At 71.0% G+C, this 26995-nt stretch carries 22 protein-coding genes and 1 pseudogene; 11 read left to right on the top strand and 12 right to left on the bottom strand.

The genetic code is table 11. The features are described 5' to 3' along the window. Nucleotides 1-467, bottom strand: a pseudogene (locus I4Q55_RS21060) (hypothetical protein); the annotation flags it as partial. Between the two features lie 508 nt (nt 468-975). Between I4Q55_RS21060 and I4Q55_RS21055 the strand changes: the two are divergent. Continuing rightward, nucleotides 976-2139: a cellulose-binding domain-containing protein gene (locus I4Q55_RS21055; protein WP_206789915.1), complete on the top strand. Its 1164-nt coding sequence runs from the start codon at nt 976-978 to the stop codon at nt 2137-2139. 1 nt (nt 2140) lies between these two features. Here I4Q55_RS21055 and I4Q55_RS21050 read toward each other — a convergent pair whose 3' ends face one another. Together I4Q55_RS21050 and I4Q55_RS21045 are read right to left on the bottom strand one after the other, a co-directional pair. Next, complete coding sequence (locus I4Q55_RS21050; protein WP_206789913.1) at nt 2141-3136, bottom strand: aldo/keto reductase; 996 nt, start codon at nt 3134-3136, stop codon at nt 2141-2143. A gap of 35 nt (nt 3137-3171) precedes the next feature. Further along, the gene (locus I4Q55_RS21045; RefSeq protein WP_206789911.1) at nt 3172-4365 is read right to left on the bottom strand and encodes an AGE family epimerase/isomerase; all 1194 of its coding nucleotides are present in this window, start codon (nt 4363-4365) and stop codon (nt 3172-3174) included. A 167-nt stretch (nt 4366-4532) separates the two neighbouring features. Here I4Q55_RS21045 and I4Q55_RS21040 point away from each other — a divergent pair, with 167 nt between their 5' ends. After that, entirely contained in the window at nt 4533-5594 is a 1062-nt protein-coding gene (locus I4Q55_RS21040; RefSeq protein WP_206789910.1) for a lytic polysaccharide monooxygenase, read from the top strand. 81 nt (nt 5595-5675) lie between these two features. On the opposite strand, the gene I4Q55_RS21035 is transcribed toward I4Q55_RS21040, so the two are convergent. Then, a complete protein-coding gene (locus I4Q55_RS21035) occupies nt 5676-6626 on the bottom strand; it encodes a LacI family DNA-binding transcriptional regulator (protein ID WP_206789908.1) in 951 nt (316 codons plus the stop codon). A gap of 167 nt (nt 6627-6793) precedes the next feature. Between I4Q55_RS21035 and I4Q55_RS21030 the strand changes: the two genes are divergently transcribed. Next, nucleotides 6794-8065: an ABC transporter substrate-binding protein gene (locus I4Q55_RS21030; protein ID WP_206789906.1), complete on the top strand. Its 1272-nt coding sequence runs from the start codon at nt 6794-6796 to the stop codon at nt 8063-8065. A 347-nt stretch (nt 8066-8412) separates the two neighbouring features. On the opposite strand, the gene I4Q55_RS21025 is transcribed toward I4Q55_RS21030, so the two are convergent. From I4Q55_RS21025 to I4Q55_RS21010, 4 genes are all read right to left on the bottom strand, one after another. After that, nucleotides 8413-10236, bottom strand: coding sequence for a glycoside hydrolase family 6 protein (locus I4Q55_RS21025; protein ID WP_206789904.1), 1824 nt, complete (start codon nt 10234-10236; stop codon nt 8413-8415). Nucleotides 10237-10270: 34 nt separating this feature from the next. Further along, nucleotides 10271-11797: a cellulase family glycosylhydrolase gene (locus I4Q55_RS21020; RefSeq protein WP_206789903.1), complete on the bottom strand. Its 1527-nt coding sequence runs from the start codon at nt 11795-11797 to the stop codon at nt 10271-10273. A 10-nt stretch (nt 11798-11807) separates the two neighbouring features. Next, complete coding sequence (locus tag I4Q55_RS21015) at nt 11808-14726, bottom strand: glycoside hydrolase family 48 protein (protein WP_206789902.1); 2919 nt, start codon at nt 14724-14726, stop codon at nt 11808-11810. Nucleotides 14727-15213: 487 nt separating this feature from the next. After that, a complete protein-coding gene (locus I4Q55_RS21010; protein ID WP_206789942.1) occupies nt 15214-16209 on the bottom strand; it encodes a LacI family DNA-binding transcriptional regulator in 996 nt (331 codons plus the stop codon). Between the two features lie 250 nt (nt 16210-16459). Between I4Q55_RS21010 and I4Q55_RS21005 the strand changes: the two genes are divergently transcribed. The 6 genes from I4Q55_RS21005 to I4Q55_RS20980 all read left to right on the top strand — a co-directional run bounded on the left by I4Q55_RS21005 (nt 16460) and on the right by I4Q55_RS20980 (nt 23328). Then, nucleotides 16460-17764 (top strand): ABC transporter substrate-binding protein, encoded by a 1305-nt coding sequence (locus I4Q55_RS21005; RefSeq protein WP_206789901.1) that lies wholly within the window; start codon nt 16460-16462, stop codon nt 17762-17764. A 4-nt stretch (nt 17765-17768) separates the two neighbouring features. After that, on the top strand, nt 17769-18758 hold the full coding sequence (locus I4Q55_RS21000; protein WP_206789900.1) for a carbohydrate ABC transporter permease: 990 nt from the start codon (nt 17769-17771) through the stop codon (nt 18756-18758). Then, entirely contained in the window at nt 18755-19642 is an 888-nt protein-coding gene (locus tag I4Q55_RS20995) for a carbohydrate ABC transporter permease (protein ID WP_206789899.1), read from the top strand. The genes I4Q55_RS21000 and I4Q55_RS20995 overlap by 4 nt, the downstream gene beginning before the upstream one ends. 2 nt (nt 19643-19644) lie before the next feature. Next, the gene (locus tag I4Q55_RS20990; protein WP_242546372.1) at nt 19645-21051 is read left to right on the top strand and encodes a GH1 family beta-glucosidase; all 1407 of its coding nucleotides are present in this window, start codon (nt 19645-19647) and stop codon (nt 21049-21051) included. Nucleotides 21052-21191: 140 nt separating this feature from the next. Then, nucleotides 21192-22958 (top strand): IlvD/Edd family dehydratase, encoded by a 1767-nt coding sequence (locus tag I4Q55_RS20985; protein ID WP_206789897.1) that lies wholly within the window; start codon nt 21192-21194, stop codon nt 22956-22958. A gap of 64 nt (nt 22959-23022) precedes the next feature. Further along, nucleotides 23023-23328 (top strand): DUF3040 domain-containing protein, encoded by a 306-nt coding sequence (locus I4Q55_RS20980; RefSeq protein ID WP_206789895.1) that lies wholly within the window; start codon nt 23023-23025, stop codon nt 23326-23328. Nucleotides 23329-23391: 63 nt separating this feature from the next. On the opposite strand, the gene I4Q55_RS20975 is transcribed toward I4Q55_RS20980, so the two are convergent. After that, nucleotides 23392-23808 carry a CBS domain-containing protein gene (locus I4Q55_RS20975; RefSeq protein WP_206789894.1) on the bottom strand — a complete coding sequence of 139 codons (417 nt, stop codon included), beginning with the start codon at nt 23806-23808 and terminating at the stop codon, nt 23392-23394. A gap of 87 nt (nt 23809-23895) precedes the next feature. On the opposite strand from I4Q55_RS20975, the gene I4Q55_RS20970 reads away from it, so the two are divergent. Beyond that, entirely contained in the window at nt 23896-24528 is a 633-nt protein-coding gene (locus I4Q55_RS20970) for a UdgX family uracil-DNA binding protein (RefSeq protein ID WP_206789893.1), read from the top strand. Here I4Q55_RS20970 and ligD read toward each other — a convergent pair. From ligD to I4Q55_RS20955, 3 genes are read right to left on the bottom strand one after another with little or no spacing between them, the layout of a single operon-like run. Beyond that, nucleotides 24521-25384 carry a non-homologous end-joining DNA ligase gene (ligD, locus tag I4Q55_RS20965; protein WP_206789892.1) on the bottom strand — a complete coding sequence of 288 codons (864 nt, stop codon included), beginning with the start codon at nt 25382-25384 and terminating at the stop codon, nt 24521-24523. The two genes, I4Q55_RS20970 and ligD, sit on opposite strands and share 8 nt — an antisense overlap. Before the next feature lie 25 nt (nt 25385-25409). Next, nucleotides 25410-26336 carry a Ku protein gene (locus tag I4Q55_RS20960; RefSeq protein ID WP_206789891.1) on the bottom strand — a complete coding sequence of 309 codons (927 nt, stop codon included), beginning with the start codon at nt 26334-26336 and terminating at the stop codon, nt 25410-25412. A gap of 27 nt (nt 26337-26363) precedes the next feature. Continuing rightward, on the bottom strand, nt 26364-26561 hold the full coding sequence (locus tag I4Q55_RS20955; protein WP_206789890.1) for a hypothetical protein: 198 nt from the start codon (nt 26559-26561) through the stop codon (nt 26364-26366). Nucleotides 26562-26730: 169 nt separating this feature from the next. On the opposite strand from I4Q55_RS20955, the gene I4Q55_RS20950 reads away from it, so the two are divergent. Next, a complete protein-coding gene (locus I4Q55_RS20950) occupies nt 26731-26943 on the top strand; it encodes a hypothetical protein (protein WP_206789889.1) in 213 nt (70 codons plus the stop codon). Nucleotides 26944-26995 lie beyond the last annotated feature (52 nt).

The raw sequence follows: 26995 nt of genomic DNA, 5'->3' as shown, positions 1-26995 counted from the left end.
TCCGCGCGGACGAGGGTGCGGGCCGGTGGCGCCTCGGGCTCGGGCACCACGACGGCCGCGGGCTCCGGCTCGGCGTGGTATTCGGCGAGGTCCTTGGCCGGCAGCTGCTCCAGATCACGCAGGCCCAGCAGGCACTTCCAGCTCGTGCCGTAGACCTGGGCCAGTACCCGCAGCGCCGCGACGGTGGGCCGGACGCCGCGCTCGGGCCACTGTTCGTACTCCCAGATCCGCGTGCCGCGCATGCCCGCGCGGGGGTCTCCGGTGACGGCGTTGTACTGGTGTGCCGCGACGTCGAGCGAGAGCTCGGACGCCAGCCGCCACGCGGTGCGCGGCGGGATCCGGCATTCGACGATCAGGTTCTTCGCCACCTGGGCGGGAAGCGCCTCCTCGGGGAAGCCCAGGGCGGTCAGCCGGTCCCGCAGTTGTGCACGGTAGGGCTTACTCCCTGGCTTGGCCTGTCGACTCATCGTTCATCCAACGATATCCGGAGTACGGGTGCACACCGACGACAGTACCGCAGCGTGACCGCGAGGGCCCAGGCCGTTACCGGCGCGGGGACCGTGCGACGCCGGGCACCGTCGCTCACCGGCACTGAGAGCGCTCCCAATCTCCGGCATCGGCCGCTTTTCGATGATCTTGGGGTGATTTCCCGGAATCCACCCCAACGGCGGTGTCCGGCGCCGCATCCCGGTGGCGCAGCGCGACCGGAGGCATCTGCTGCGCCCCAACGGATTCGGCCGTTCAGGAGTGTTCAGTGGCGGCCGCGGGCGCCCCCGCTGCGGAAAACGGACCACCGGATCGGCCCGCGTCCGGGTCGCCCTTTACAAGCACGACACACCGGGGTTACCTTTCCCGCGGCTGGAAGCGCTCCCATGCCAGGTCGCCTCGCCAGAACGCGGCCACCACCCAGGGGCGCCCGGGGCCCAACCCCCCCCCCCCCCCGCCCCTGTCCGCGTCCGGAGGAGAAGCCACCCCATGCACAGGTTCGCCGGCGCGCTGGCCGCGCTCTGCCTCGCCGCCGCGGCGACCACCGCGGTCGTCCTGGCCGGACCGGCGGCCGCCGCGCCCGCCTGCGCGGTCGCCTACCGCCTCAACCAGTGGCAAACCGGCTTCACCGCCGACATCACGGTGACCAACGGCCCCACCGCGGCCTCCTCCTGGACACTCACCTGGCACTACGCCGGGAACCAGACCGTGACCTCCGCCTGGAACGCCACCGTCCGCCAGACCGGGAACGCCGTCACCGCGCAGAGCCTGTCCTACAACGGCGCGCTGCCCGCCGGCGGCTCGGTTTCGTTCGGGCTGCAGGGGACGGCGAGCGGGACGAACGCCGAGCCCACCGACTTCGCGCTCAACGGCGTCTCGTGCGGTGACCCCGCTCCCCCGACGTCCACCACACCGACCACCACTCCCACCACACCGACTTCCGGGCCCACCACCACGACGTCCGGGCCGCCGCCCGCCGGCTGCGCGGGCGCCGCGCTCTGCGACGACTTCGAGCAGCAGACCGGCGGTACGCCCGGCGGCCGGTGGACCGTCGGCGCCGCCAACTGCCAGGGCACCGGCACGGTCGCCGTCGACACCACGGTCGCCCACTCGGGCAGCCGCTCGGTCAAGGTCACCGGCCAGGGCGGCTACTGCAACCACGCGTTCCTCGGCACCAGCGTGTCCGGTTCCGGCGTCCTGTACGGGCGGTTCTGGGTCCGGCACACCACCGCGCTGCCCGCCGGGCACGTCACGTTCCTGGCGATGCGCGACAGCACCGACGGCCGCGACCTGCGGGCCGGCGGGCAGAACCGGGCCCTGCAGTGGAACCGTGAGTCCGACGACGCCACCCTGCCCGCCCAGAGCCCGGCCGGCGTCGCCCAGAGCGTCCCGCTGCCGACCGGCACCTGGTCCTGCTTCGAGTTCCGGCTCGACGGCGCGGCCGGGCAGCTCCGGACGTGGCTGGGCTCGGCCGAGGTGCCCGGCCTGGTCGTGGACGGCGTCCCGACCGCCGACGTCGACCAGCAGTGGCTCGCCCGGGCGTGGCACCCCGCGGTGACCGACCTGCGCCTGGGCTGGGAGAGCTACGCCGGCGACGCGGACACGCTGTGGTTCGACGACGTGGCCGTGGGCTCCTCGCGGATCGGCTGCTGAGCTACCGGCCGAGCACGCGCTCGATCGCGGCCAGCTCGTCGTCGGTGAACTCCAGGTTCGCGGTGGCCGCGACGGTGTTCTCCAGCTGGGCGACGCTGCTGGCGCCGATCAGCGCGGAGGTGACGCGGCCGCGGCGCAGCACCCAGGCGATGGCCAGCTGGGCCAGCGTCTGCCCGCGTCCCTTGGCGATGTCGTTCAGCGCGCGGACGGTCGCCAGGGTCTCCTCGGTCAGCCGGTCGCTGGTGAGGAACGGGCTGGCGCCGGCCGCGCGGGAGTCGGCCGGGACGCCGTCGAGGTACCGGTCGGTCAGCAGGCCCTGGCTCAGCGGCGAGTACGCGATCGAGCCGACTCCGTGGGAGTCGAGGGTGTCGAGCAGGCCGTCCTCGACCCAGCGGTCGAGCATCGAATACCGCGGCTGGTGGAGCAGCAGCGGGGTGCCGAGGTCCTTCAGCGCGGCGAGCGCGGCCTCGGTCTGCTCGGGCGAATAGTTCGAAATGCCCGCGTACAGCGCCTTGCCCGAGCGGACGGCGGTGTCGAGCGCGCCCATCGTCTCCTCGATCGGCGTTTCCGGGTCCGGGCGGTGCGAGTAGAAAACGTCGAAATAATCCAGTCCGGTGCGGGCCAGGCTCTGGTCGAGGCTCGCGAGGAGGTTCTTGCGGGAGCCCCATTCGCCGTACGGGCCGTCCCACATCAGGTAGCCCGCCTTGGACGACACCAGGATCTCGTCGCGGTACGGGCGGAAGTCGGCGGCGAAGTGGCGGCCGAAGCTGGTCTCGGCCGAGCCGGGTGGCGGGCCGTAGTTGTTGGCCAGGTCGAAGTGCGTCACCCCGAGGTCGAACGCCCGCCGCAGCACGGCCCGCTGGACGTCGAGGGGCTTGTCGTCCCCGAAGTTGTGCCACAGGCCGAGCGACACGGCGGGCAGCTTCAGCCCGCTGCGCCCGGCCCGCCGGTACGGCATGTCCGCGTACCGGTTTCCGGCCGCGACGAAAGGCGACATGGTTCTCCTTGTCGAAAGTGGACGGCGAACGCAGTCTAACCGCGCTTGAGGAGCGCGCCGGCGAACGACGCCGCGGGTGGCAGGCCGGGCAGCAGCGTTGCCTGGTAGGCGTGGTAGACGTCCGGTTTGCCGGCCCACACCGTCGCGGCGGGACGGTTCTCCGGGTCCAGTTCGTGGTGCCACGAACCGAGTTCACGGTCGACGAAGCAGGCTTCGGCGTGTTCGCACCATTCGGTGAACCGGGCGAGGTACGCCGGGTCGCCGGTTTCCTGGTGCAGGGTCCACGCCGCGGCCATCGCCTCGGTCACCACCCAGTGCAGCCGGGTGCGCACCACCGGCGTCCCGGCGAAGTCGGTCGTGTAGACGAAGCCCGGCCGCCCGTCGACGGCCCAGCCGTGGCGGACGGCGGCCTCGAACAGCGCGGCCGCGTCGGGCACCAGCCACGGCGGCGCGGCGTCCCCGAGCGCGCGGCCGAGGTGGACGGCCAGCCGGGCCCATTCGAAGAGGTGCCCGATGGTCGCCCCGAACGGGCGGAACGGGTGGGCGGGCTCGGCGCGGTTGAACTCCAGCCGCACGCGCCAGCCCGGGTCGAAGTGCTCCGGGAGCAGCCAGCCGTGCGCGCGGGCCTCGCCGTGGACCAGGCGCTCCACAATGGACAGCGCGCGGCCGGCCCACACGGGGTCGCCGGTGACGTCGGCGGCGGCCAGGAAGGCCTCCACGGTGTGCATGTTGGCGTTGGCGCCGCGGTAGTCCTCCAGGCGCGTCCAGCCGCGGTCCCAGACGTCGGCGACCCGGCCGGCGGCCGGTTCCCAGAACCGGCGTTCGACGATTTCCAGGGCTTCCGCCAGCAGCGCCCGCGCTCCTTCGGCGCCGGCCGCGGCCGCGCTCGCGGCGGCCAGCACGACGAACGCGTGCTCGTAGGCGCGTTTCTCGTCCAGGGCGGTCGAGGCGTACCAGCCGCCGTGCCCGGCGTCCCGCAGCGGGCCGGTGAGCGCCGCGACGCCGTGGGCGACCTGCGCGCCGGTGTCGGCGCCCTGCAGCGACGCGAGCGCGAAGACGTGCGTCATCCGGCAGGTGATCCAGGTCTCGACGGGCCGGTCGAGCACCGGCCGCCCGGCGTCGTCGAGCCAGGCGAACCCGCCGCCCGGGTGTACCGCGCCGCCGGCGAACCCGAGCAGCCGGGCGGGTTCGGCGCGCACCCAGGCGGGAACCGAAGACGGACTGTCCACTCTCTGCCTTTCTCCACGGGCGCGCCCGGTTCGACGGCCCCCGCCAAGGTAGGCCAAGGCGCCCGTCCCGGTCATCGCGGGCTGTTCCGGAAGTGACCGCCGCCGCGTATCCTGACCTTGGAAGCGCTCCCAGTCTTCGACGCACGCAACCCAATGAAGGGACTGACGTGACCAGGAGACGAAGTACCGTTCTCGCCGCCGTCACCGTGCTGCTGGCGAGCCTGACCACCGTCCTGCTGAGCACCGGCACGGCGGAGGCGCACGGCGCCATGATGAAACCGGGCAGCCGGACCTTCCTGTGCTGGCAGGACGGGCTCAGTTCGACCGGTGAGATCAAGCCCCAGAACCCGGCCTGCGCGGCGGCGGTGGGCGTCAGCGGGGCCAACTCGCTGTACAACTGGTTCGGCGTGCTGCGCTCGGATGGCGCCGGGCGCACGCGCGGGTTCATCCCCGACGGGAAGCTGTGCTCGGGCGGCAACCCGGGCTACGCGGGCTTCGACGGGGTCGGCCAGTGGCCGCTGACCCACCTCACGGCCGGCGCCCGGTTCGACTTCTCGTACAACGCGTGGGCGGCCCACCCGGGCTGGTTCTACACGTACGTGACCAAGGACGGCTGGAACCCGAACCAGCCGCTCACCTGGGACTCCCTGGAGGACCAGCCGTTCCTGACGGTGGACCACCCACCGGTGACCGGCTCGGTGGGCACGGTCGAGGGCCAGTACAAGTGGAGCGGCGCGCTGCCGTCGAACAAGTCTGGCCGCCACATCATCTATTCGGTGTGGAAGCGCTCGGACAGCGCCGAGACGTTCTACGGCTGTTCGGACGTCACGTTCGACGGCGGCAACGGCGAGGTCACCGGCGTGAAGGACCCGGGCACCCCGCCGACGTCGACCACGCCGACGACCACCACCGGCACCCCGCCGCCGGGCTCCTGCATGGCGATGTACGAGATCACCAACAGCTGGAGCGGCGGCTACCAGGCCTCGGTGACGGTGATGAACCACGGCACGACTGCGTACAACAGCTGGCAGGTCGGCTGGACACTGCCGGCGGGCCAGACGATAGGCAGCGTGTGGAACGGCACGCTGAGCCTGTCCGGCTCGGCGGTGACGGTCCGCAACGCCAACTGGAACGGCCGGATCGCCGCGGACGGCACGACGACGTTCGGGCTGACGGTCAACACGACGGGAGGCAACGCGGCCCCGTCGCCGACCTGCCAGGGCACCTGACCGTCCCGGGTTCGAACGTCGCGAATGACTCGTTCGGGACCTCCCACGTCCCGAATGAGTCATTCGCGACACCGGCGACCGTCACACATTCGCCGGCGCGGTGCTCCCCCGGGTGATCAACCGCGGCCGGGACGTGTACACGTCCCCGGTCCGCTCCCCCGCCAGCACGTCGTGCAGCACCGACGCCGCCAGCGTGCCGAGCTCGGCCAGGGGGCGGCGGATCGCCGTGAGCGCCGGGCGGACCAGCCTGCAGAGCGGCGTGTCGTCCCACGACACCACCGACAGGTCCTTCGGCACCGCGAGCCCGAGCTCCCGCGCGGCCGCGAGCGCCGCCACCGCCAGGTCGTCCGTGTCGCACAGCAGCGCCGTCGGCCGGGGACGTGTGGCCAGCACCCGCCGGACCGCGTCGGCCGAGGGCTCGGGGTGGACCGTGTCCGGGTGCGCCAGGCCCGTCGCCGCCGTCGCGAAGGCCCGCCTGCGCGCCATCGGGTCCGCGAACACCGCCGCGCCCGCGATGCGGACCACGTGCCGGTGTCCCAAGGCCGCCAGGTACGCCAGGGCCTCGGCGGCGCCCGCGAAGTCGTCCACCAGCACCGATGGCGTGCCCGGCACCCCGCCCGGACCGCCGAGCACCACCGCCGGCAGGCCGATCCGGACCAGCTCGGCCGCGCAGCCCGGCTCGGTGAGCAGCACGCCGTCGACCTTCCGCTCGGCCCGCCAGCGGCGGTAGATCGCCAGCGCCGCCTCGCGGCCGGGGGCGGCCTGCAGCAGCAGCTCGCCCGCGAACCCGTCGAGCAGGGCCGGGACGAACGCCTCCAGGTGCCGGTCGAGCACCAGGCCGAGGGCCCCGGTCCGGCCGCCGGACAGCGCGCGCGCCGTGCTGCTGGGCGCCCACCCGAGCTCCCGGGCGATCTCGGTGATCCGCCGCCGGGTGGCCTCCGAGACGCCGGGGCGGCCGTTGAGGGCGTAGGAAACCGCGCCCTTGGAGACGCCGGCCTCCTTCGCGATGTCGGTGATCGTCGGACGCTTCATCGCACCCCTTCCTGGCACCACAAGGACTCCGGCCCGCGGTCCGTGTCCGTCCGGACACCCGCCGTCGCGCACCTTGACACCCGCCGCACCGGGAAACGAGACTCGCCCCGGGAGCGCTCCCAGCCAACGGAGGCCGGGAGTGTGCCGCGAATGGGGAGTGCGCGTAGATGAGGAAGATCCGAAGAACGCTGGCCGCCGTCGTCCTGCTCGTGCCGGTCGTCCTGACCGCGGGCTGCGGGCCGGGCACGCCGGAGCAGATCACGCTCACGGTGGCGACGTTCGGCGAGTTCGGCTACGACGACCTCATCCCCGGCTACGAGTTCACCCACCCCGGGCTCACCATCCGCCAGGTCCGCACCGAACAGGGCGGCCCGTACCACGAGGACCTGCTGGACAAGCTGCAGAAGAACCAGGGCCTCGCCGACATCCAGGCCGTCGAGGAAGGCCACCTCGCCGACGTGCTCGCCCACGCCGGCAAGTTCGCCGACCTGGCCAAGATCGGGCCGCCCGAGGTGAAACCCGGCCGGTGGCTGGAGTGGAAGTACGAGGCGGGCCGCAGCAAGGACGGCAAGCTCGTCGGCTACGGCACCGACATCGGGCCGCTGGCCATGTGCTACCGCAAGGACCTGCTCGAAGCGGCCGGGCTGCCGACCGACCCCGGCTCGGTGAAGACGATGTTCGCGACCTGGGACAGCTTCTTCAAGGCCGGCGAGAAGTACGTCAAGCGCTCGAAGGGCAAGCCGTGGTTCGACTCCTCGGCGCAGATCTTCAACGCCATGGTCAACCAGCTCCCGGTCGGCTACCTCGATCGCGAGGACCGCTCGACGCTGGAGACGAACGCCGCGCTGCGGGACGCCTGGAACCGGGTCACCTCGGCGGTGAACCAGGGCCAGTCGGCCGGGCTCACCGCCTTCGCCGACGACGGCAACAACGGCCTGCGCACCGGTGCCTTCGCGACGAAGATGTGTCCGTCGTGGATGCTCGGCGTCATCGAACAGCAGGCCGGCATCGCCAACGCGGGCAAGTGGGCGCTCACCGACGCCTTCCCGGACGGCGGCGGCAACTGGGGCGGGTCCTTCCTCACCGTGCCGTCCTCGAGCCCGCACCAGAAGGAGGCCGCCGCGCTCGCCGCCTGGCTGACCGCGCCGGAGCAGCAGCTGCGCGCGTTCCGGGTGAGCGGGAACTTCCCCAGCCAGGTCGACGCCTTCACCTCCCCGGACCTGCTCAGCGAGATGAACGGCTACTTCGGTGGGGCGCTGATCGGCCAGGTCTTCGTCGCACAGGCCCGCAAGGTCGGGAAACCGCAGTACAAGGGGCCGGGCGACGGCAAGATCCAGGAGACGGTGATCGCGCCGTCGCTCAAGGCGGTCGAGCAGGGCGCCGACCCGGCGGCCGTCTGGCAGCAGGTGCTGGTCGGCGTGCACCGGCTCGTGCCCTGACGGGCGCCGCACGAGCGCTTCTTCGCCGGCAGCGCCGCGCACGGGCGCTCGGTGGTGCGGGCGATCACTTCGCCGCAGAACAAGGGTTCGCACGCGTTTCACACCCGGGTGGGGTTCGTCATCGAACCAGTTCGAGGGGGTATCGGGCCCGGATCGGCCCGCGCCACGGGGTCCGGCCCGAAGTCCCGTCGGACGTCGAGCCGGACCCCGCCGTCCCGTCCGGCCGGTCAGGCGGCCGGGCGGGACCGCGGCGAGCGGCCGGGCGGGACCGCCCGCTCGCCGGGTTGCCGTGGTGGTGGAGGCCGGGCCGGGCGGCGGCTGCGCGGCACCGCCCGGCCCGGGGTCTTTTACTGCACCGGCGGGTAGGCGTTCTGGACCAGCTGCTCGAACTGGGCCTGGAACCACTTGCCGGACAGCGGCGCGTCCGGCAGGGCGCCGGTCAGGTTGCCGCCGTTGGCCTGCTCGCTGCCGCGGAAGGCCGGGTCGCACATCGGGTCCGCGCCCTTGCCCTCGTCGTTCGGGATCAGCTTGCTCGCGCCGTCGGACTCACCCGGCGGCTTGATCCAGACGTAGGCGTCGAAGTGCGCCTGGGGCGCGACGGTGGGCCGCACGCCCAGCCCCGCACCGCTCTGGTTGCACCAGTTGCCGCGGTGCAGCCGCCGGTCGATCCGGCCGGAGTCGACGTAGGCGTCCACCGTGGACCCCGAGGCGCCGGTGGGCCGGGCCGCGCCGCCCCAGCCGTTGCGCGAGGTGTCGACCAGCATGCCGATGCCGCTCGGCAGGCCCGCGGCCACGAACGCGTTGTACATCGCCGTGGCGAACGGCACCTCGGCGAAGTACGGGTTCCACTGGTAGAACTTCGCCGACCGCAGCTGCTGGCCGCCGACGTTCAGGTTCGGGTCCGGCAGGTTCGGCTCGGTCAGCGGCGTGTAGTTGGCCGTGGAGCTGATGAACCCGTCGATGCTGTTCACGCCGGCCGTGGTGCCCTGCAGCATCTGCTTGACCGCGTTGACGAACGGGCCGAAGTTGCTGTCCCAGCCCAGCCACGCCGAGTGCGCGATGTCCAGGTAGTTGTAGACGTTGGAGATCGCGTGGAGCTTGTTCAGCGCGTACTGGATGCCCTGGACGTACGCCCCGCTCGACTGCGCCTCGGCGCACTTGGCCGTCGAGAGGTTGGTGATCAGGTTGGGCAGCGAGTCCGGCTCGACGACCGCCACGATCCGCAGCGGCGCGTACTTCGGGTCGGCCAGGATCGAGGCGATCGGGTCGATGTACTCCGCCTTGTACCGGGCCAGGCCGTTCTCGGAGACCTTCAGCTCACCGTTGGAGGCCAGCGCCGCGCAGTCGCGGTTCGGCAGGTCGTAGACGACGATCTGGATGGTCACCGGCGTGCTGCCGGTCTGCTGGGCCAGCGCCGCGTCGAGGTGCCCGCGCAGGCCGCGTGAGCTCGACGTGCCCGCGATCGCCGCGATCCGGTCCAGCCAGACCGCGGTCGAGGTGTTGGCCACCTTGGCCATCTGGGCGCCGAGCGTGCCGCCCTTGGCCGCGGCCGCCGCGGTCACCTGAGCCGACCAGTCCGGGTTCACGTACCCCTTCGACCCGGCGTACGGGTTCTCCACGTGCGTTCCGGGCTGGGGCGTCGTGGTGACCGTGGTCGGGGTGGTGGGCGTGGTCGGCGTCGTCGGGGTGGTCGGCGTCGTGGTGACCGTGGTCGGCGTGGTCGGCGTCGTGGTCGTCGGCGTGCCGTCGCAGTGGGTGCCGTTGAGGGAGAACGACGTCGGGATGTCGTTCGTGCCCGAGTACGAGCCGTTGAAGCCGAAGTTGGCCGTCGCGTTCGTGCCCAGGTTCCCGCCCCACGACGGGTTCTTCGCGCTCACGTGCTTGCCGCTCTGGCTGTACGTGGCGCTCCAGCCCTGCTGCACCTGCTGGTTGCCGCCGAAGTCCCATTCGACGTTCCAGGACGACACGGCGTCGCCCAGGTTGGTCACGGCGATGTTCGCGGTGAAGCCGGTGTCCCACTGGTTGACCGTGTAGGTGACCTTGCAGCCGGTGGCGGCGCCCGCCGGACTGCCCCCGGCCACCAGCAATCCGGCGGTCATCGCCGCCGCCGTCACCGAGGACGCCACGGCGAACCGTGACTTCCTCTTCGCGGACCAGAATTCACTCCTCATCGAGTGCGCTCCTTAGGTTGTTCGGTGGGGTGGGTCAGGTGGTGCAGGCGGTCGCGCCGACGGCGAAGCCGGACGGCGTGCCGGTCGAGGGGCCGGTCGCCTGGATGCCGATCGACACCGAGGCACCGCCGGCCAGGTCGGGAGCCCAGGCGGGAGCCTTGGCGCTCGCCTGTTGCCCGGTCTGCGTGACGGTCGCGTTCCAGCCGCCGGTGATCTGCGTCCCGGACGGCACGGTCCAGCCGAGCGCCCAGTTCTTCAGCGCCGAGCCGCCGGTGTTCTTCACCGTCACCGTGGCGAGGAAGCCGCCCTGCCAGGTGTTGTCGACGCGGTAGGTCACCGCGCAGCTCGCCGGCGGGTCGGCCGGGCCGCCACCCGAGCCGGCCGGCGGGATCAGGTACGGCTGCAGGATCGCCTGCTTGGTCTGGTTGACCGACGTCCAGTCGTCGTTGAGGATGCCGCCGGTGTCACCCGAGTTCGGGTTCCACGACCAGTACGTGAAGCTCATCCCGGACGTGCCGGTGCCCGTGTACTTCATCAGCTCCTGCAGCCAGACCTTGTCGCGCGGGTCGGCGAGCGTGGAGCCGAACTCGCCGAGCAGCACCGGCGCGATGTTCTGCTTGTGCAGGTAGCCGAAGAAGTGGTCCCACAGCGCGGGCAGGTTCGCCGGGAAAGCCGGATCGGAGAACCACTTCTGGGCGAACACCGACGTCGCGTACTCGTGCGCCGAGTACACCAGTTTGTCCGGTTTGGACAGTCGAACGGGGAACTGCTTCGCTCCGGAGAGGTTGCCGCCCCACCAGCCGCACTGCGGGTCGCCGGTGCCGCTGACGCAGTCGACGCCTTCGACGACGATCAGCCAGTCCGGGTTCTCCGCGAGCACGGCGTTGCCGGCCCGTTCGGCGGCGAGCCGCCAGTCGGTCGCGGGGTCGCCGCAGCCCCAGCACGCTCCCCCGCCGCCCTGGATCGCGTGCGGTTCGTTGTGCAGGTCCGCCCCGATCACGGTGGGGTTTCCCTTGTAGTGCCGGGCCAGCATCGTCCAGTCGGCGATCCAGCGGCTCTCCGGGTACGCGCTGGTGTACCAGAGCGGGGACTGCGCGCCGGAGTCCGGCCGGTGCCGGTCCAGCAGCACGCGCATGCCCTTGCCGCCGGCGTAGGCGACGATCTTGTCGAGCACCTGCAGGCCGGTCAGGCCCTGCAGGTCCGGGTTCTGCACCTGGTCGATGCTGACCGGCTTGGACCCGGCGTCGAACAGCTGGTTCGAGTACGGCAGCCGCAGCGTGTTGTACCCGAGCCCGGCCATCTGGTCGAGCATGTCCCGGTAGTTGCGGCTCCACAGCCCGTGCGGCGAGTAGTTGGCCGTCTCGGCGCCGAACCAGTTGATCCCGGTCATCCGGACCGGCGCCCCGGTCTCGTCGACCAGCTGGGCTCCGGCGGCGTGCCAGAACCCGGTGCCCGTGCCGGCCGCCGCTTGCGTGGCCGGCGGGGCCGCGGTGGCCGGGGACGCCGTGAGAACGGCGCCCCCGACCAGTGCGGCGACCACCAGAGCGAGCAGTCGCTTCATCGCGTGCCTCTCAGCCGAACAGGTCCACGTGCGCGGCGAACGCCGTGGCGATCTCCGTTTGCGCCCAGAACCGGTGGTAGGTGAACGTCGGCGCGGCGCCGCCGTCCAGGTAGGCCTGGACCTTCGGCCACTGCGGGTCGCTCTTGTAGAACGAGCGGATCGACAGGAACGTGGAGTTCGAGTTGATCGCGTCGCCGTTCGGCATCGTGCCCGTCCAGCCCGGCGGGATGTACAGGCCCTGGTCGGTGGAGGCGTTGTAGGTGTCGTCGAACCGGTCGTAGTCCTTCCGGGTCTCCGGCACCGCGATGCCCTTGCTGTCGGTGTTCGCCGTCAGCGCGGTGAGCAGCTGCTCCCCGGCCGTCTTCGCCGGGGCGTTGGCCGAGCGCGCCGCGTAGTACAGCAGCGTCTTGGCCAGGGAAGCCGCGACCCCGACGTCGTTGTTGAAGTTCTTCACCGTGACGTGCAGGCCGTTGTTCGCGCCCGGGCTGGTGGCGTTCCAGGTGTCCGGTGCGCCGGTCCAGGTGAGGTCGGCCGGGATCTGGAAGCTGCCGCCCGCCCCGACGGTGGTGTTGGCGATGGCCCACGGGACCCACTTGTCGAGGATCTTCTTCGCCCGGGCGTCGCCGGTCGCCTGGTAGTACTCGGCGATGCGTTCCATGCCCCAGGTCTGGAAGCCGAACCACTGGTTGCTCGGCGGGTCGTGCCAGACCGGCTGCCAGTCGTAGAACATCCCGTAGAAGGTCGGCGTGCCCGCGGGCGGCGTGCCGTACTGGCCGTCCCAGCTGTTGGTCGCACCGCCGGCGAGACCGCCTTCGGACGACTGCAGCCACTGCAGGAACTCGAGCTGCCGGTTGAGGCTGGTCGCCCAGTCGCTCGCGCCGGTCGCCGAGGTGACCTTCAGGCCCGGGTCCGCCGACAGCGCGTAGGCCGCCAGCGGGTTCTGGTAACCCTGGTGGGCCGCGCCGTCACCGATGCGCCACGCCCAGGCACTGGCCGGGTCCATCGAACCGCCCCAGGCGTAGTACCACGAGATCAGGTAGTGCTCGCTGTTCTTGCCGGTCCCGGCCGGGCAGGCCGACGCACCGACGCAGTTGCCGATCTTCTTGAAGTACTTGTCGAACAGCGAGTACCGCAGGTAGTCGCCCATCTTCGAGGCCTTCTTGACCACAGCCGCGATGTCCGCGCTCTTGCCCTGCGCCTGCGCCCACTTCTGCGCCTGGAAAGCCACCTGCACCACACGGGCATCCGCGTCCGGTGCGTTGGTGTACTTCCACTGCTTGGCGTAGGAGGAGTCACCGGTGAACAGGTCGAGGTAGCCGTTCTTGCCACCGAACTTCAGGACGTCGCAGCTGGGCTGCGTGACCGTCTCCCAGACCGACTCCTGCGAGCCGCGCTGGAAGGTGTTGATGAACGCCGGCGCGGTGTTGGTGCCGTCCTCGCAGCGGCCGAAGCCGTAGATGTTGTCCACGTCCAGCAGCCAGTGCATGCCGTAGACGTCCGGGTTGCCGTAGGCCGCCTTCAGCTCCGCCGCGATCGGGTCCGCCCCGACCGGGACGTTCGACTGCAGCTGCGACGGGTACTGCTTCGGGCTCGGGTACTCCGCCGCATACGTCGCCGGCTTGCTCGCGTTGTACCCGGAGTTGCCCGGCTGATCCGCCGCCGACGGGATCGCGTACGTCTCGATCGACGTCCACGCCTGGTTGAACGGGGCCCAGTCACCGGTGATCCGGCCGTAGGACGCCTCCAGCCACAGGTAGTAGCTGAACGCCTCCGACGTCGTCTCGTGCCCGTGATCCGGCGCCTCGACGATCAGCGTCTCGATCGAGTGATACGGCACCAGGATGTTCCCGAACTTGCGGAAATAACCGCTGTTCGGATCCTTGATCTTGTTGTACTGCGTCAGGAATGCCAGCTGGTAGTCCGAAGTGGACGACGAGATCTCGTTGACCGCCACCGTGGCCGCGGTGTAGCCGCTGCTGCTCGCGGTGAAGGTCGCGCTGCCGAGCGCGCCCCCGTTGTCGGCGCTGGTGACCGTGACGTTCTGCGGCACGTTCCAGTTCGCCGCGGTGAACGTCAGGCTCGCCGGGGCGGCCGAGAGGTCCGTGCTGCCGGCCGTCCGCGCCACCGCGACCGTGACCGGGCCCGTCGGGGCGCCGGCGAGGGACACCGCGAAGGTCGCCGTGCCACCCTGCTTGACCTGCGCGGTCGCCGGGGCGGCGACGATCGTCGGCCCGGAGAGGACCTTCACGCTGACCGGGCTGGACGTGGTCGACGCGTTCTTGTTGTCGTAGGCCTTCGCCGTCACCGAGTAGGTCCCGGCCGGCACGTTGCCCCAGCTGCCCTCGAACGGCGCGGCCGTGTCGGTGGCCAGCAGCGTGTCACCGGCGTAGAACTCGACCTTGCTCACTGTGCCGTCGCTGTCGGCGGCCGTCGCGGCTAGAGGGATCGTCGCCGGGGCGTAGAAGGTGCCGGTCGAGGACGGCGCGGTGAGGGTGACCGTGGGCGCCTTGTTCGCGCCGGTGCACGCGGTGCCGTTGACGGAGAAGTCGGTGGGCGGCCGGTTGGCCGAGCCCTTCGTGCCGTTGAACCCGAACGACGTGCTCGCCCCGGTCTCGAGGCGGCCGTTGTAGGACATGTTCGTCGCGGTGACCGCGGCGCCGGACTGGGCGAACGTGGCGCTCCAGCCCTGCTGGACCTTCTGGCCGTCGAGGAACGTCCAGCCGACCTTCCAGCCGTCGAACGGAGCTCCGTCGTTGCGCAGCGAGACGTTGGCGGTGAACCCGGTGTCCCAGTCGTTGGTGGTGTAGGTGACGGAACAGGCGATGTCGGCGCCGAGCGCCGGTGGTGGGGCGACCACCGCGCCCGTGGCCGCCAGCACGGCCGAGGCCAGTGCCAGCGCACGGACGCGCTTTCGGGGAGAGGAACGCATGGCTGCGGAACTCCTTTGTCCGTAGGGAGCCAGCGATCTGGGAGCGCTTCCAGGCGCAGACGGTAGCCAGCCGGAAACCTGGATGTAAAGAATCGAGTCAGAAGGACACGACGACCCCGAACGTCACATCTGCGCGCCCGGCGAACGCCGGCCCACTGAACACTCCTGAACAGCCGCACCCGAACGTCGTCCCGCCACCCGTTCGGCCCAGTCGATCAGTCACGCGGGGTGTCCGGAAAACGCCGTTTAGCGCCAAAGGCGTGCATCTCGGACCGGAACGTTCCCACCCATCGAGTCATGGACGCCGTGCCGGCTCCACGATCACGCGTGTCGACCCCCGAATCACGAGTGTCGACCCCCGGTGCGGCCGATCGGCCCCACCGGCTCGTGCAGCCGGATCCGGCGCACGTGATCGAGGAGGCTCCACGCGTGACTGGCCGGGCATCACGCGTGACTGGAGAGGCATCACGCGTGATTGGAGGGTCGGTCAGCTTGAGGCGCGGACCGCCAGGGAGACCGGGAGGATGTGCTGGCGCGGCTTGAGGTTGTGGTCGTCGAGCAGGCGCATCAGGGTCTCGACCATGGCGTGGACCTGCTCGCGGGGGTCCTGGTGGACCGACGTCAGGGGCGGGTCCATGGCCGGGGCCAGTGTCACGTTGTCGTCGAAGCTGACCATCGCGACGTCGTCCGGGACTCGGCGGCCGGCGCGGCCGAGGGTGCGCAGCGCGCCCACCGCCATCATGTCGCTGGCGACGAACACCGCGTCGATGTCCGGGTGCCTCGCCAGGAGGGCCGACATCGCGTTCGCGCCGCCCGAAAGGGTGAAATCGCCCTCCTCGGCCAGGTCGGCGGGGTCGAGGCCGGCGTCGAGGAGGGTCTTGCGCCAGCCGGCGAGACGGTCGATCGGGGCGCTCTGGTCCTGGGGGCCGGCGATCGTGGCGATCCGCCGCCGCCCGGCCGCGACCAGGTGCTGGACCGCCAGCCGGGCGCCGCCTTCGTTGTCGAAGTCGACGACGTGCACGCCGCGGCGGATGCCGGCCGCCTGGCCGCCGAAGACCACCGGGATGCGCAGCAGCCGCAGCGCCTTGGGCAGCGGGTCGGCCCGGTGCGGCGCGAACACCAGCGCGCCGTCGACGTGGCCGCCCTCGAGGAAGCGGACCGTCCGGCTCAGGTCCTCGCGGATGTCGCTGAAGATCAGCACCATCTGCCGGCCGACGTCGGCGAGCTCCCGGTAGCCGGCCCGCATGACGGCGGCGCGGTACGGGTCGTCGAGCAGCCGGGACTCCGGCTCCGACAGCACCACCGCGATCGCCCCGGTACGGCGCGTGACCAGCGACCGCGCGGCCTGGTTCGGCGAATAGCCCAGGTCACGGGCGGCGGAGAGCACCTTCTCGCGCGCCGCCGCACTGACGTACGCGTCGTCGTTCAACGCCCGCGACGCCGTCGACCGCGACACGCCGGCGAACGCCGCGACGTCCTCCAGTGTCGGCCGTTCTTCATCGCCTGCTCGAGGCCCCACGGCACCGCCCTCGCTCACCCTCTGCAACTCTGACCGCCTCAGCTTAACGTTCACGCTCCGCCACGTCCGGGAGCGCTCCTCGCAGGAAACGCTCCGGTTACAACCCCTTGACACCGGTGAACGCCCCCACCAGACTCTGCCACACCTGGGAGCGCTCCCAGATCGGCTCCCAGCAGTGAGAGCGCTCATTCCCGTCAACAAGGTGGTTGGACACGTGAGAACGATCCGGAACGGCCTGGTCCTGGCACTGGGCATCACGATGACGGCGCTCGGCGCCTCGGCCTGCAGCGGAGGCGGTGAAAGCAACACGCCGGCGGCCGCGAACCCGAACGAAAAGATCACGCTGACGCTGTCGACGTTCACCGAGTTCGGTTACGAGGCTCTCATCCCGGAGTACGAGCGACTGCACCCCAACATCAAGATCACCCACAACAAGATCGGTCAGGGCGGCCCCTACCACGAGGAACTCGTCACGAAGATGGCCGCGGGCTCGGGTCTCGCCGACGTGGCGGCGCTCGAAGAGGGCCACCTGTCCGACTTCCTGGACAAGGGCTCGAAGTTCAACGACCTGAGCAAGATCGGCCCGGCCGACGCCTCTCCCGACCGCTGGCTGCCCTGGAAGTACGAAGCCGCCAAGACCAAGGACGGCAAGCTCATCGGCTACGGGACCGACATCGGCCCGCTCGCCATGTGCTACCGCAAGGACATGTTCAAGGAAGCCGGCCTGCCGGAGGACCCCGAGGCCGTGAAGCCGCTGTTCGCCACCTGGGACAGCTACTTCGCCGCCGGCACCGACTACGTGAAGAAGTCCGGCGGCAAGGCCTGGTTCGACTCGGCGTCGCAGAACTTCAACGCCATGGTCAACCAGCTGCCCGAGGGCTACATCGGCAGCGACGACAAGCTCGCGCTCGAGAACAACCAGGGCATCAAGGACGCCTGGGCCAAGGTCACCGACGCGGTCGCCAAGGGCCAGTCCGCGAAGCTCACCCCGTTCAGCAACGAGTGGAACTCCAGCTTCAAGCAGAGCGCCTTCGCGACGAAGGTGTGCCCGGCGTGGATGCTCGGCGTCATCAAGGAACACGCCGGCCCGGAGTTCGCGGGCAAGTGGGCGGTCACCGCGGCGTTCCCCGGCGGCGGCGGCAACTGGGGTGGTTCGTACCTGACCGTCCCGACGCAGTCCAAGCACCCGAAGGAGGCCGCCGAGCTCGCGGCCTGGCTGACCGCCCCGGAGCAGCAGATCAAGGCGTTCCAGGCCAAGGGCACCTTCCCGAGCCAGGTCAAGGCCCTCTCCGACCCCGCGCTGCTGAGCAAGACCGACGACTACTTCGGCGGCACGAAGGTCGGCGAGCTGTTCGCCGAGCAGGCCAAGAAGGTCCAGAAGCCGCAGTACAAGGGCCCGGGCGACGGCCAGATCCAGGAGAACGCGACCAGGCCCGCCCTGCAGGCGGTCGAGCAGGGCAAGTCGGCCGCGGACGGCTGGAACCAGCTCGTCGAGGCCGCGAAGAAGATCACTCGCTGAGCCGATGACCGTCCTCGACAAGGTCGCGCCAGAAGGGAGTAAGGCCGGGGAGCGCGTGTCTCCCCGGCCCACCTTCCGTCATCGGTTGAGCCGGTGGGACGTCAAGGTCTCGCCGTACCTCTACATCGCGCCGTTCTTCATCGTGTTCGGGATCGTCGGGCTGTTCCCGCTGCTCTACACCGCGTACGTCTCGATGTTCAAGTGGGAGGCCGGGGCCGACCATCCCGACTTCCTCGGCGTCGACAACTACACGGAGCTCTTCGCCGACACGCAGTTCTGGAACGCGCTGGTCAACACGATCAGCATCTTCCTGCTCTCCAGTGTCCCGCAGATCATCATCGCGGTGCTGCTGGCCGCGTTGCTCGGGGCCCGGCTACGGGGCGCGACCGGGTGGCGCGTCGGCATCCTGCTGCCGTACGCGGCGAGCCTCGTCGCCATCGGCATCATCTTCGCCAACCTGTTCGGCCCCCAGTACGGGCTGATCAACGGCGTGCTGCAGACCATCGGGCTGGACCCGGTCGACTGGCAGGCCAGCCGGATCGGCAGCCACCTCGCCATCGCGACCATGGTCAACTGGCGCTGGACCGGGTACAACGCCCTGATCGTGCTGGCGGCCATGCAGGCCATCCCCAAGGAACTGCACGAGGCGGCGCTGATCGACGGCGCCGGCACCTGGCGGCGGTTCTTCCACGTCACGCTGCCGCTGCTCAAGCCCACGCTGATCTTCGTCACCATCACCTCGACGATCGGCGGCCTGCAGATCTTCACCGAGCCGAAGCTGTTCGACGCGCAGCCGGGGTCCAGCAACGGCGGCTCGACCGGCCAGTTCCAGACCGTGACGCTGTACCTGTACCAGACGGCTTTCCAGAACGCCGATCTCGGCTACGCCTCGGCGATCGCCTGGGTGCTGTTCGTGATCATCGTGCTCATCGCGCTGGTGAACTTCTTCCTCACCGGCCGGATCGCCCGCACCCCGGCGGTGAAGAAGAAATGACAACACTCCAGAGTGACATTCCCACGGCCGGTACCCGGAAACCGGGCCTCCGGCAGAAGGTCGCCACGCTCGGCAAGCCACGCAAGGCGACCTACGTCGTGCTGGCGATCTTCGTGCTCGGCTCGCTGTTCCCGTTCTACTGGTCGTTCCTGGTGGCCAGCCGCGACAACGGGATGCTCACCGAGCGCATCCCGCCGTTCGTGCCCGGCGGCAACTTCTTCGCCAACGCGGCGCGGGTGTTCGACACCGTGCCGTTCTGGAAAGCGCTTGCCAACAGCGTCATCGTGTCCGGCACGGTGACGCTGACGACGGTGCTGTTCTCCTCGCTGGCCGGGTTCGCCTTCGCGAAACTCCGGTTCCGCGGGCGCAACAAGCTGTTCGTGTTCATCGTCGTCACCCTCGCGGTACCCACCCAGCTGGGCATCATCCCGCTGTTCATCGCGATGTCCGAACTGGGCTGGGCGGGGAGCCTGGCCGCGGTGATCGTGCCCAACCTGGTCACCGCGTTCGGCGTGTTCTGGATGCGGCAGTACACAGTGGACGCTCTGCCGTACGAGCTCATCGAGGCCGCGCGCGTCGACGGCTGCAGCATGATCCGGATCTTCTGGAACGTCTGCATGCCCGCGGTGCGCCCGGCCGCGGCGATCCTCGCGATGTTCACGTTCATGATGTCGTGGAACGACTTCCTGTGGCCACTCGTCGTGCTGGACGCCGGCAACCCCACCGTCCAGGTGGCCCTGGAGAAGCTGCAGAGCGGCTACTACGTCGACTATTCGCTCGTCCTGGCCGGCACGACCCTGGCCACCATCCCCATCCTCATCGTCTTCGTCCTCCTCGGCCGCCAGATCGTGGCCGGGATCATGCAAGGTGCCGTGAAAGGGTGAACATGTCCGTACATCCCGACAGCGTTCGGGCGGAGACCGCGTTGATGTTCCCGCCTGGCTTCGTCTGGGGGGCCGCGACCGCGGCGTTCCAGGTGGAAGGAGCCACGACGGCCGACGGGCGCACCGATTCGGTCTGGGACGTCTTCGCACGCCGCCCGGGAGCGGTCCGGGGCGGCGACAACGGCGAACCGGCGGCCGACCACTACCGGCGGTACTCCGAAGACGTCGGGCTGATGCGCCGGCTCAACCTCGGTGCCTACCGCTTCTCGCTGGCCTGGCCGCGGGTGCGGCCGGACGGTGGTGCGGCGAACGCCGCCGGGCTCGCGTTCTACGACCGGCTGGTCGACTGCCTGCTCGAGTCCGGGATCCAGCCGTGGGCGACGCTGTACCACTGGGACCTCCCGCAGGCGCTGGAGGAGCAGGGCGGCTGGACGAACCGGGACACCGCCTACCGGTTCGCCGAGTACGCCGAGACCGTGCTGGCGCGGCTGGGCGACCGCGTCGCCAGCTGGTCGACGCTCAACGAGCCGTGGTGTGCGGCGATGCTCGGCTACGCGGGCGGTATCCACGCCCCCGGCCGCACCGACCACCCGGCGGCCGTCGCCGCCACCCACCACCTGCTGCTGGGTCACGGCCTGGCGATGGACATCATCCGGCAGCACGCCCCGGACATCCCGGCCGGCATCACGCTGAACCTGTACCCGGTCGCCCCGCACGACCCGGCGAACGTCGCCGACGTCTCCGCGGCCCGGCGCATCGACGGCCTCCAGAACCGGCTGTTCCTCGACCCGGTGCTGCGCGGCGGCTACCCGGACGACCTGGTCGCCGACCTCGAGCCGTTCGGGCTGGGCTCGGTCGTGCGGGACGACGACGCCGCGGTCATCGCCGCGCACGTCGACTGGCTGGGCGTGAACTACTACCGCGACTACCGCGTCGCGGGCCGCCCGGTGCCGGGCAGCGAGCCGGCGGGCGGCGAGTGGGTCGGCGCGGGCGACGTGCACTTCGTCCCGGACCCGGCGGCGCCCCGCACCGACTCCGGCTGGGAGGTCCAGCCGGGCGGGCTGACCGAGTCCCTGCTGCAGGTGCACCGCGGCTACCGGCCGATCCCGCTGTACATCACGGAGAACGGCGCGGCCTACCCCGACGTCATCTCCGACGGCGGTGACATCGTCGACACCGACCGCGTGGCGTTCCTGGACTCCCACCTGCGGGCCTGCCACGACGCCATCGCGGCCGGCGTCGACCTGCGCGGGTACTTCTACTGGTCGCTGCTGGACAACTTCGAGTGGGCGGAGGGCTACGCGAAGCGGTTCGGCCTGGTCCACGTCGACTACGACACGCAGCGGCGGACGCCGAAGCAGAGTGCCCACTGGTACTCCCGGGTGATCGGCCTCAACGGCCTCGGCTGATCCCCGAGCGCCCCAAGGCGGCCTTGGTTGCGTTGAACGCACCGAAGGCCGCCTTGGGTGCGTTCAACGCACCCAAGGCCACATTGGGGCGCTTGAGCCGGGGCGTGCATTCCGCGGGGCGCGTTGCCAGACTGGCCGGTATGGGACTGCGCAGCGAAGCTTGGTTCAACAACCCCGCCGACCCCGGGATGACCGCGCTCTACCTCGAGCGTTACCAGAACTGGGGCCTCACCCGGGAGGAGCTGCAGTCCGGCAGGCCGATCATCGGGATCGCGCAGACCGGCTCCGACCTCACGCCCTGCAACCGGCACCACCTCCAGCTGGCCGACCGTACCCGCGAGGGCATCCGCGAGGCCGGTGGCATCGCGATCGAGTTCCCCGTCCACCCGATCCAGGAGACCGGCAAGCGCCCGACCGCCGCGCTCGACCGCAACCTCGCCTACCTCGGCCTCGTGGAGACCCTCTACGGCTACCCGATCGACGGCGTCGTGCTCACCACCGGCTGCGACAAGACCACCCCGGCGTGCCTGATGGCCGCCGCGACCGTCGACATCCCCGCCATCGTGCTGTCCGGCGGCCCGATGCTCAACGGCTGGTACGGCGGCGAGCGCACCGGCTCGGGCACGATCATCTGGAAGGCGCGGGAGCTGCTCGCCGCCGGCGAGATCGACGACGCCGGGTTCATGGAGCTCGTCGCGTCGTCCGCGCCGTCGCCCGGGCACTGCAACACGATGGGCACCGCGTCCACGATGAACGCGCTCGCCGAGGCCCTCGGGATGAGCCTGCCCGGCTGCGCCGCCATCCCGGCCCCGCACCGCGACCGGGCGCGGATGGCCTACCGGACCGGGCTGCGGATCGTCGAGCTGGTCCGCGAAGACGTCAAGCCGTCGGACATCCTGACGCGCGAGGCGTTCGAGAACGCCATCGTGGTGAGCTCCGCGATCGGCGGCTCGACCAACGCCCCCATCCACATCGGCGCCATCGCCCGGCACATCGGCGTCGACCTGCCACTGGACGACTGGCAGCGGCTCGGGCACGGCGTCCCGCTGCTGGTCGACCTGCAGCCGGCGGGCAAGTACCTCGGCGAGGAGTTCCACCGCGCCGGCGGGGTCCCGGCCGTGGTGCACGAGCTGATGCGGCACGGGCTGATCCACGAGGACGCGCCGACCGTCAACGGCCACCCCATCGGCGACAACTGCCGCGACGCCGAGGCCGGCGACCGGGACGTCATCCGGACCTTCGACACCGCCCTCACCCCCGACGCCGGGTTCCTGGTCCTCAAGGGCAACCTCTTCGACGCGGCGATCATGAAGTCCAGCGTGATCTCGCCGGAGTTCCGGCGGCGGTACCTGGCCGGGGGCGTCTACGAGGGCACCGCGGTCGTGTTCGACGGCCCGGAGGACTACCACGCCCGCATCGACGACCCCGGCCTCGGCGTCGACGAGCACTCGCTGCTGGTCATGCGCGGCACCGGCCCGCTCGGCTATCCGGGCTCCGCGGAGGTGGTGAACATGCGGCCGCCGGCGGAGCTGATCAAGCGGGGCGTGCACGAGCTGCCCTGCCTCGGCGACGGCCGCCAGTCGGGCACCTCCGGCTCGCCGTCGATCCTCAACGCCTCCCCCGAAGCCGCGGCCGGCGGCGGCCTCGCCGTGCTGCGGACCGGGGACCGGGTCCGGATCGACCTCGGCGCCGGCACCGCGGACGTGCTCGTCTCCGACGAGGAACTCGCGCGCCGCCACCGGGAACTGGCCGCGGCGGGCGGCTACCCGGTGCCCCCGGCGCAGACGCCGTGGCAGGAGATCCAGCGGTCCATGGTCGACCAGCTCTGCGACGGCATGGTGCTGCGTCCGGCCGTCGCCTACCAGCGCATCGCCACGACGAAGGGAATTCCCCGCGACAACCACTGATCCCGGCGCTTCGCCCGCCCGGAAAACGGGTATCCCCAGCGATAGCCGAGGCGAGGAGGCCCCCATGCTCCCGGATCGAGAACGGCACGCCCTGCGCGAGATCGAGGCGGAACTGCGCGCGAGTGATCCCGCGTTCGCCGCCGCCCTCAGCGGTCGCAAGCCGCGTTCGCCCAGGCGCTGGAACCTGTTGCTGGTGCTCTGCGACGTCACGGCGGTGGTGATGCTGCTCGTCGGCCTGTTCGCCCGCGACGCCGCGCTCGTGCTCTGGGGCACGGTGAGCGCGGGCGCCCTGGTGGCCTGGCACATCGCCCGCGCCGAGTCGGTCCGCGAGTCCACTGAGGACGGTACCGCCGCGGCCGGTTCCCGCTGAAGCGCGGCACGGCCGCCCCCGGAACTCGCGCCGGGGGCGGCCGTGTGGCGTAGGAGGGGTCACTCAGTCGTAGGACAGGGCCTCGACCAGCTCGCCGGCGGTCGGGTTCGACAGCGCCCTGGCCACGTCGGCCTGGGCGACGATGCCGACGAGGTCGTGCCCGTCGATCACCGGCAGCCGGCGGACGCGGTGCTCGGACATCGTGCGCAGGATCTCCTGGGCGTCGTCGTCCGCGCCGATCGTGACGACCTCGCCCTGGGCGAGCTCGCCGGTGTGGACCGCGCGCGGGTCCTTGCCCTCGGCCAGCACCTTCACGACGATGTCGCGGTCGGTGATCATGCCCTTGAGCCGGTTGTCCTCACCGCAGATCGGCAGGGCGCCGACGCCTTTCTGCGCCATGGTGACCGCGGCGTCGTGCACGGTGTCGGACTCCCGGGCGCAGGTCGCGTCGGACGTCATGATGTCGCGTGCGGTGGTCATCGTGAACTCCTTTCTCTGGGGCGTTGTCCTCCGGCTACCCGGACCGGCGGGGTTTACCCGTGCCGCGGACGGGGAATTTCCGGAGGCATGCCGGATTCCCGCGGTGCCGAGCCACCGGACACCACCGACCTCGACCGGTTGCGGTCGGCGGCGTCCGGGTGCCAGGGCTGCCCGCTCTACCAGGACGCCACGCAAACCGTCTTCGGCGAGGGCGACGCCGGGGCGACGGTCCTCGTCGTCGGCGAGCAGCCGGGCGACAAGGAGGACCTCGCGGGCGAGCCGTTCGTGGGGCCGGCCGGCAAGCTGCTGGACCGCGCCTTCGCCGAAGCCGGCTTCGACCGGCGGTCGTTGTACGTCACCAACGCGGTCAAGCACTTCAAGTTCAAGCGCGACGAACGCGGGAAGCGCCGCATCCACCAGAAGCCGGGCCGCACCGAGGTGGTCGCGTGCCGCCCGTGGCTGCTGGCCGAGCTGCGCGCGGTGCGCCCGGAGCTGGTGCTGCTGCTGGGCGCGACGGCCGCGCAGTCGTTGCTGGGCCCGAAGTTCCGGCTCACCGCCCACCGCGGCGAGCCCCTGGAAGCACCGGCGGACGTCGCCGATCTGGTGCCCTCGGCGATGGCCACGGTCCACCCGTCGGCGGTGCTGCGGGCCCCGGACCGGGACGACGCCTACGCGGGCTTCGTCGCCGATCTGCAGGCCGCGGCGAAGCTGCTCAGGTGAGGCCCTTCAGCGCCTGCTCGGCCGAGCCCGCGTGCTCGTCGAGGTTCCGCCAGGGGTCCTCCTTGCGGGCCAGCCGCTGCCTCTCCTTGCCCAGCGCCCAGCCGTCCGGCGCCGCCTTGCCCAGCTCGCGCCAGTCCAGCGGGGTGGCGGCCGCGGCCCCCGGGCGGGCCCGCAGCGAGTACGGCGCGACGACCGTCTGCGCGTACCCGTTGCGGTTGGCGTCCAGGAAGATCCGGTCGCCGCGTTTTTCCTTGCGCTGAGCCGTGGTCAGCCGGTCCGGATCAGCCGCCGCGACCCGGTCGGCGAGGGCGCGGGACAGCTCCAGCACCACCTCCGTGTCCGACTTCGCGTCCAGCGGCGCGAGCACATGGAACCCGCGGCCGCCGGTGGCCTGGACGAACGCGGTCAGGCCGGCCCGCTCGTAGTGGTCGCGGATGCGCCGGGCGACGGCGCGCAGCTCCGCGACCGGCGTGCCTTCCGGCGGGTCGAGGTCCAGCACCAACCGGTCCGGGCGCTCTGGAGCATCCACAGTGGACAGCCAGACGTGGAACTCCACGGTTCCCTGGTTCGCCAGGTACGCCAGTGTCTCGGCGTCCTCGCACACGACGTATTCGTCGGTGCCACCGCCGCGCCGGGGCACCCGTTCGACGCGGATCGAGTCCGGGAAGTGCTCCCCCGGGTGCTTCTGGAACCAGCCCTGCTCGCCGATGCCGTCGGGGAAGCGCCGCAGCGTCAGCGGGCGGCCGCGCAGGTGCGGCAGCATGACGTTCGCGACGGCGCGGTAGTACTCGACGACATCGCCCTTGGTCAGCCCGTCGCCGGGGTAGAACACCTTGTCCGGGTGGGAAGTCTTCACGTGCGCACCCGTACGACGTCGGCGGTCACGACGCCTTCAGGGCCTTCTCGAGCTCGGCCCGCGTCATCTTCGACCGGCCCTTCACGCCCTGCTCACGGGCCAGCTTGTCCAACTCGGACTTGGACAGCTCGGCCAGCTTCTTCCCGGCCTTCTTCTTCGGTTCCTTGCCGCCGCTCTTGCGGTTCTTGACGCTGCGCGACAGCGCCTCGAACAGGTCGACGACGTCGGCCGAGGGCTCCGGCTCCTCCTCGTGGGTGATCTCCTTGCCGGCTTCCTTCGCCTTGATCAGCTCTTCGACGCGCTTCGAGTACTCGTCGCGGTAGTCCTCGGGTTTCCAGGGCGCGGTCATCTCGTCGACGAGCGCGAGCGCCATGTCGAGTTCCTTGGGCCGCGGTTTCGGCAGCTGCGGCAGCGTGCCCATGACGTCCTTCGGCTTCCGCAGGTCCGCGACGAAGTGCAGGGTGTTCAGCACCATCACGTCCTCGCCGGCGCGGACGGCCGCGAGGTACTCCTTGCCGCGCAACACGAACTTCGCGATGCCGGCCTTTTCGCTGCGGTCCATCGCCTGCAGCAGCAGGCCGTACGCCTTGGCGAAGTCCTCCTTCGCCGGCTTGAGCCAGTACGTCTTGTCGAAGAACCACGGGTCGATCTCGTCGAGCTCGACGAACTGCTCGATGTCGATCCGGCGCGACCGCTCGGGCGCGATCTCGTCCAGCTCGTCCGGTTCGACGAGCACGTGGTCCCCGCCGCCGAGGTCGTAGCCCTTGACGATCTCGTCCTGGGTGACCTCTTCGCCGGTCCGCTCGTTGACCCGGCGGTTGCGGATGCGGTCCGACGTCCCGCGTTCGAACTGGTGGAAGTGGATCGTGTGGTCCGCCACCGCCGGGTACAGCTCCACCGGCACGGTGACCAGCCCCAGGCTCAGCGCGCCGCTCCACACCGGTCGGGCCATGTCGTCCTCCTCGCCCCGCGTCCCGGCTCAGGCGACGTCGCTGCTGCGGCGGCTGCTCCGGTGCAGCCCCAGCATCTCGAGCAGCCGCGCGCAGTCCTCGGGGTCCTTCGCCCGGGCGGCCACGGCCAGCGCCGCCTTGTGGCGCGTGCGCTCCAGTTCCGGCGAGTCCCCGCCGTCGGCCAGCAGGTCCGCCACCGGCCGCAGATCGTTGCGCTTGTCCCGCATCTTTCGCTCCCCTCCGGCAGTCCGTTCGCCGGCGGGTTACCCCGGATCACCGCGGGCAACACGGCGGACTCCGAAGATCCGGCTCGACTAGGCCGAACGAGTGAATTCCCCCAGGTCCGGCGCCGAAGACGGGCAAGGTGGTGAGACCCACGTCACAGCAGGAGGCCGGATGGGCACCCAGCTCCGCATCAGCCGCGAAGACGGCTCACTGCCGTGCGAGGTCTGCGGCTTCCGGACGATGCACGTGGCCCAGGTGGTCGCGGACGACGGCACGGTGCTCGGCCGCACCCTGGTGTGCACGACGTGCCAGCGCGGCAAGCCGCGCCCGGACCCGGCACCGGTCGAGTCGGAGGCACCCCCGGACGAGGTCCCGGCCGGCTGACGACGCCGGCCGCTCGGCATCCGACACCCGTCCCGCGTACCTGGACAGCCAC

Source organism: Amycolatopsis sp. MtRt-6 (genome assembly GCF_017308975.1).
Lineage (GTDB): Bacteria > Actinomycetota > Actinomycetes > Mycobacteriales > Pseudonocardiaceae > Amycolatopsis.
Note: the sequence above shows the minus strand (reverse complement) of the source record. Positions and strands in the feature narration are given on the sequence as shown.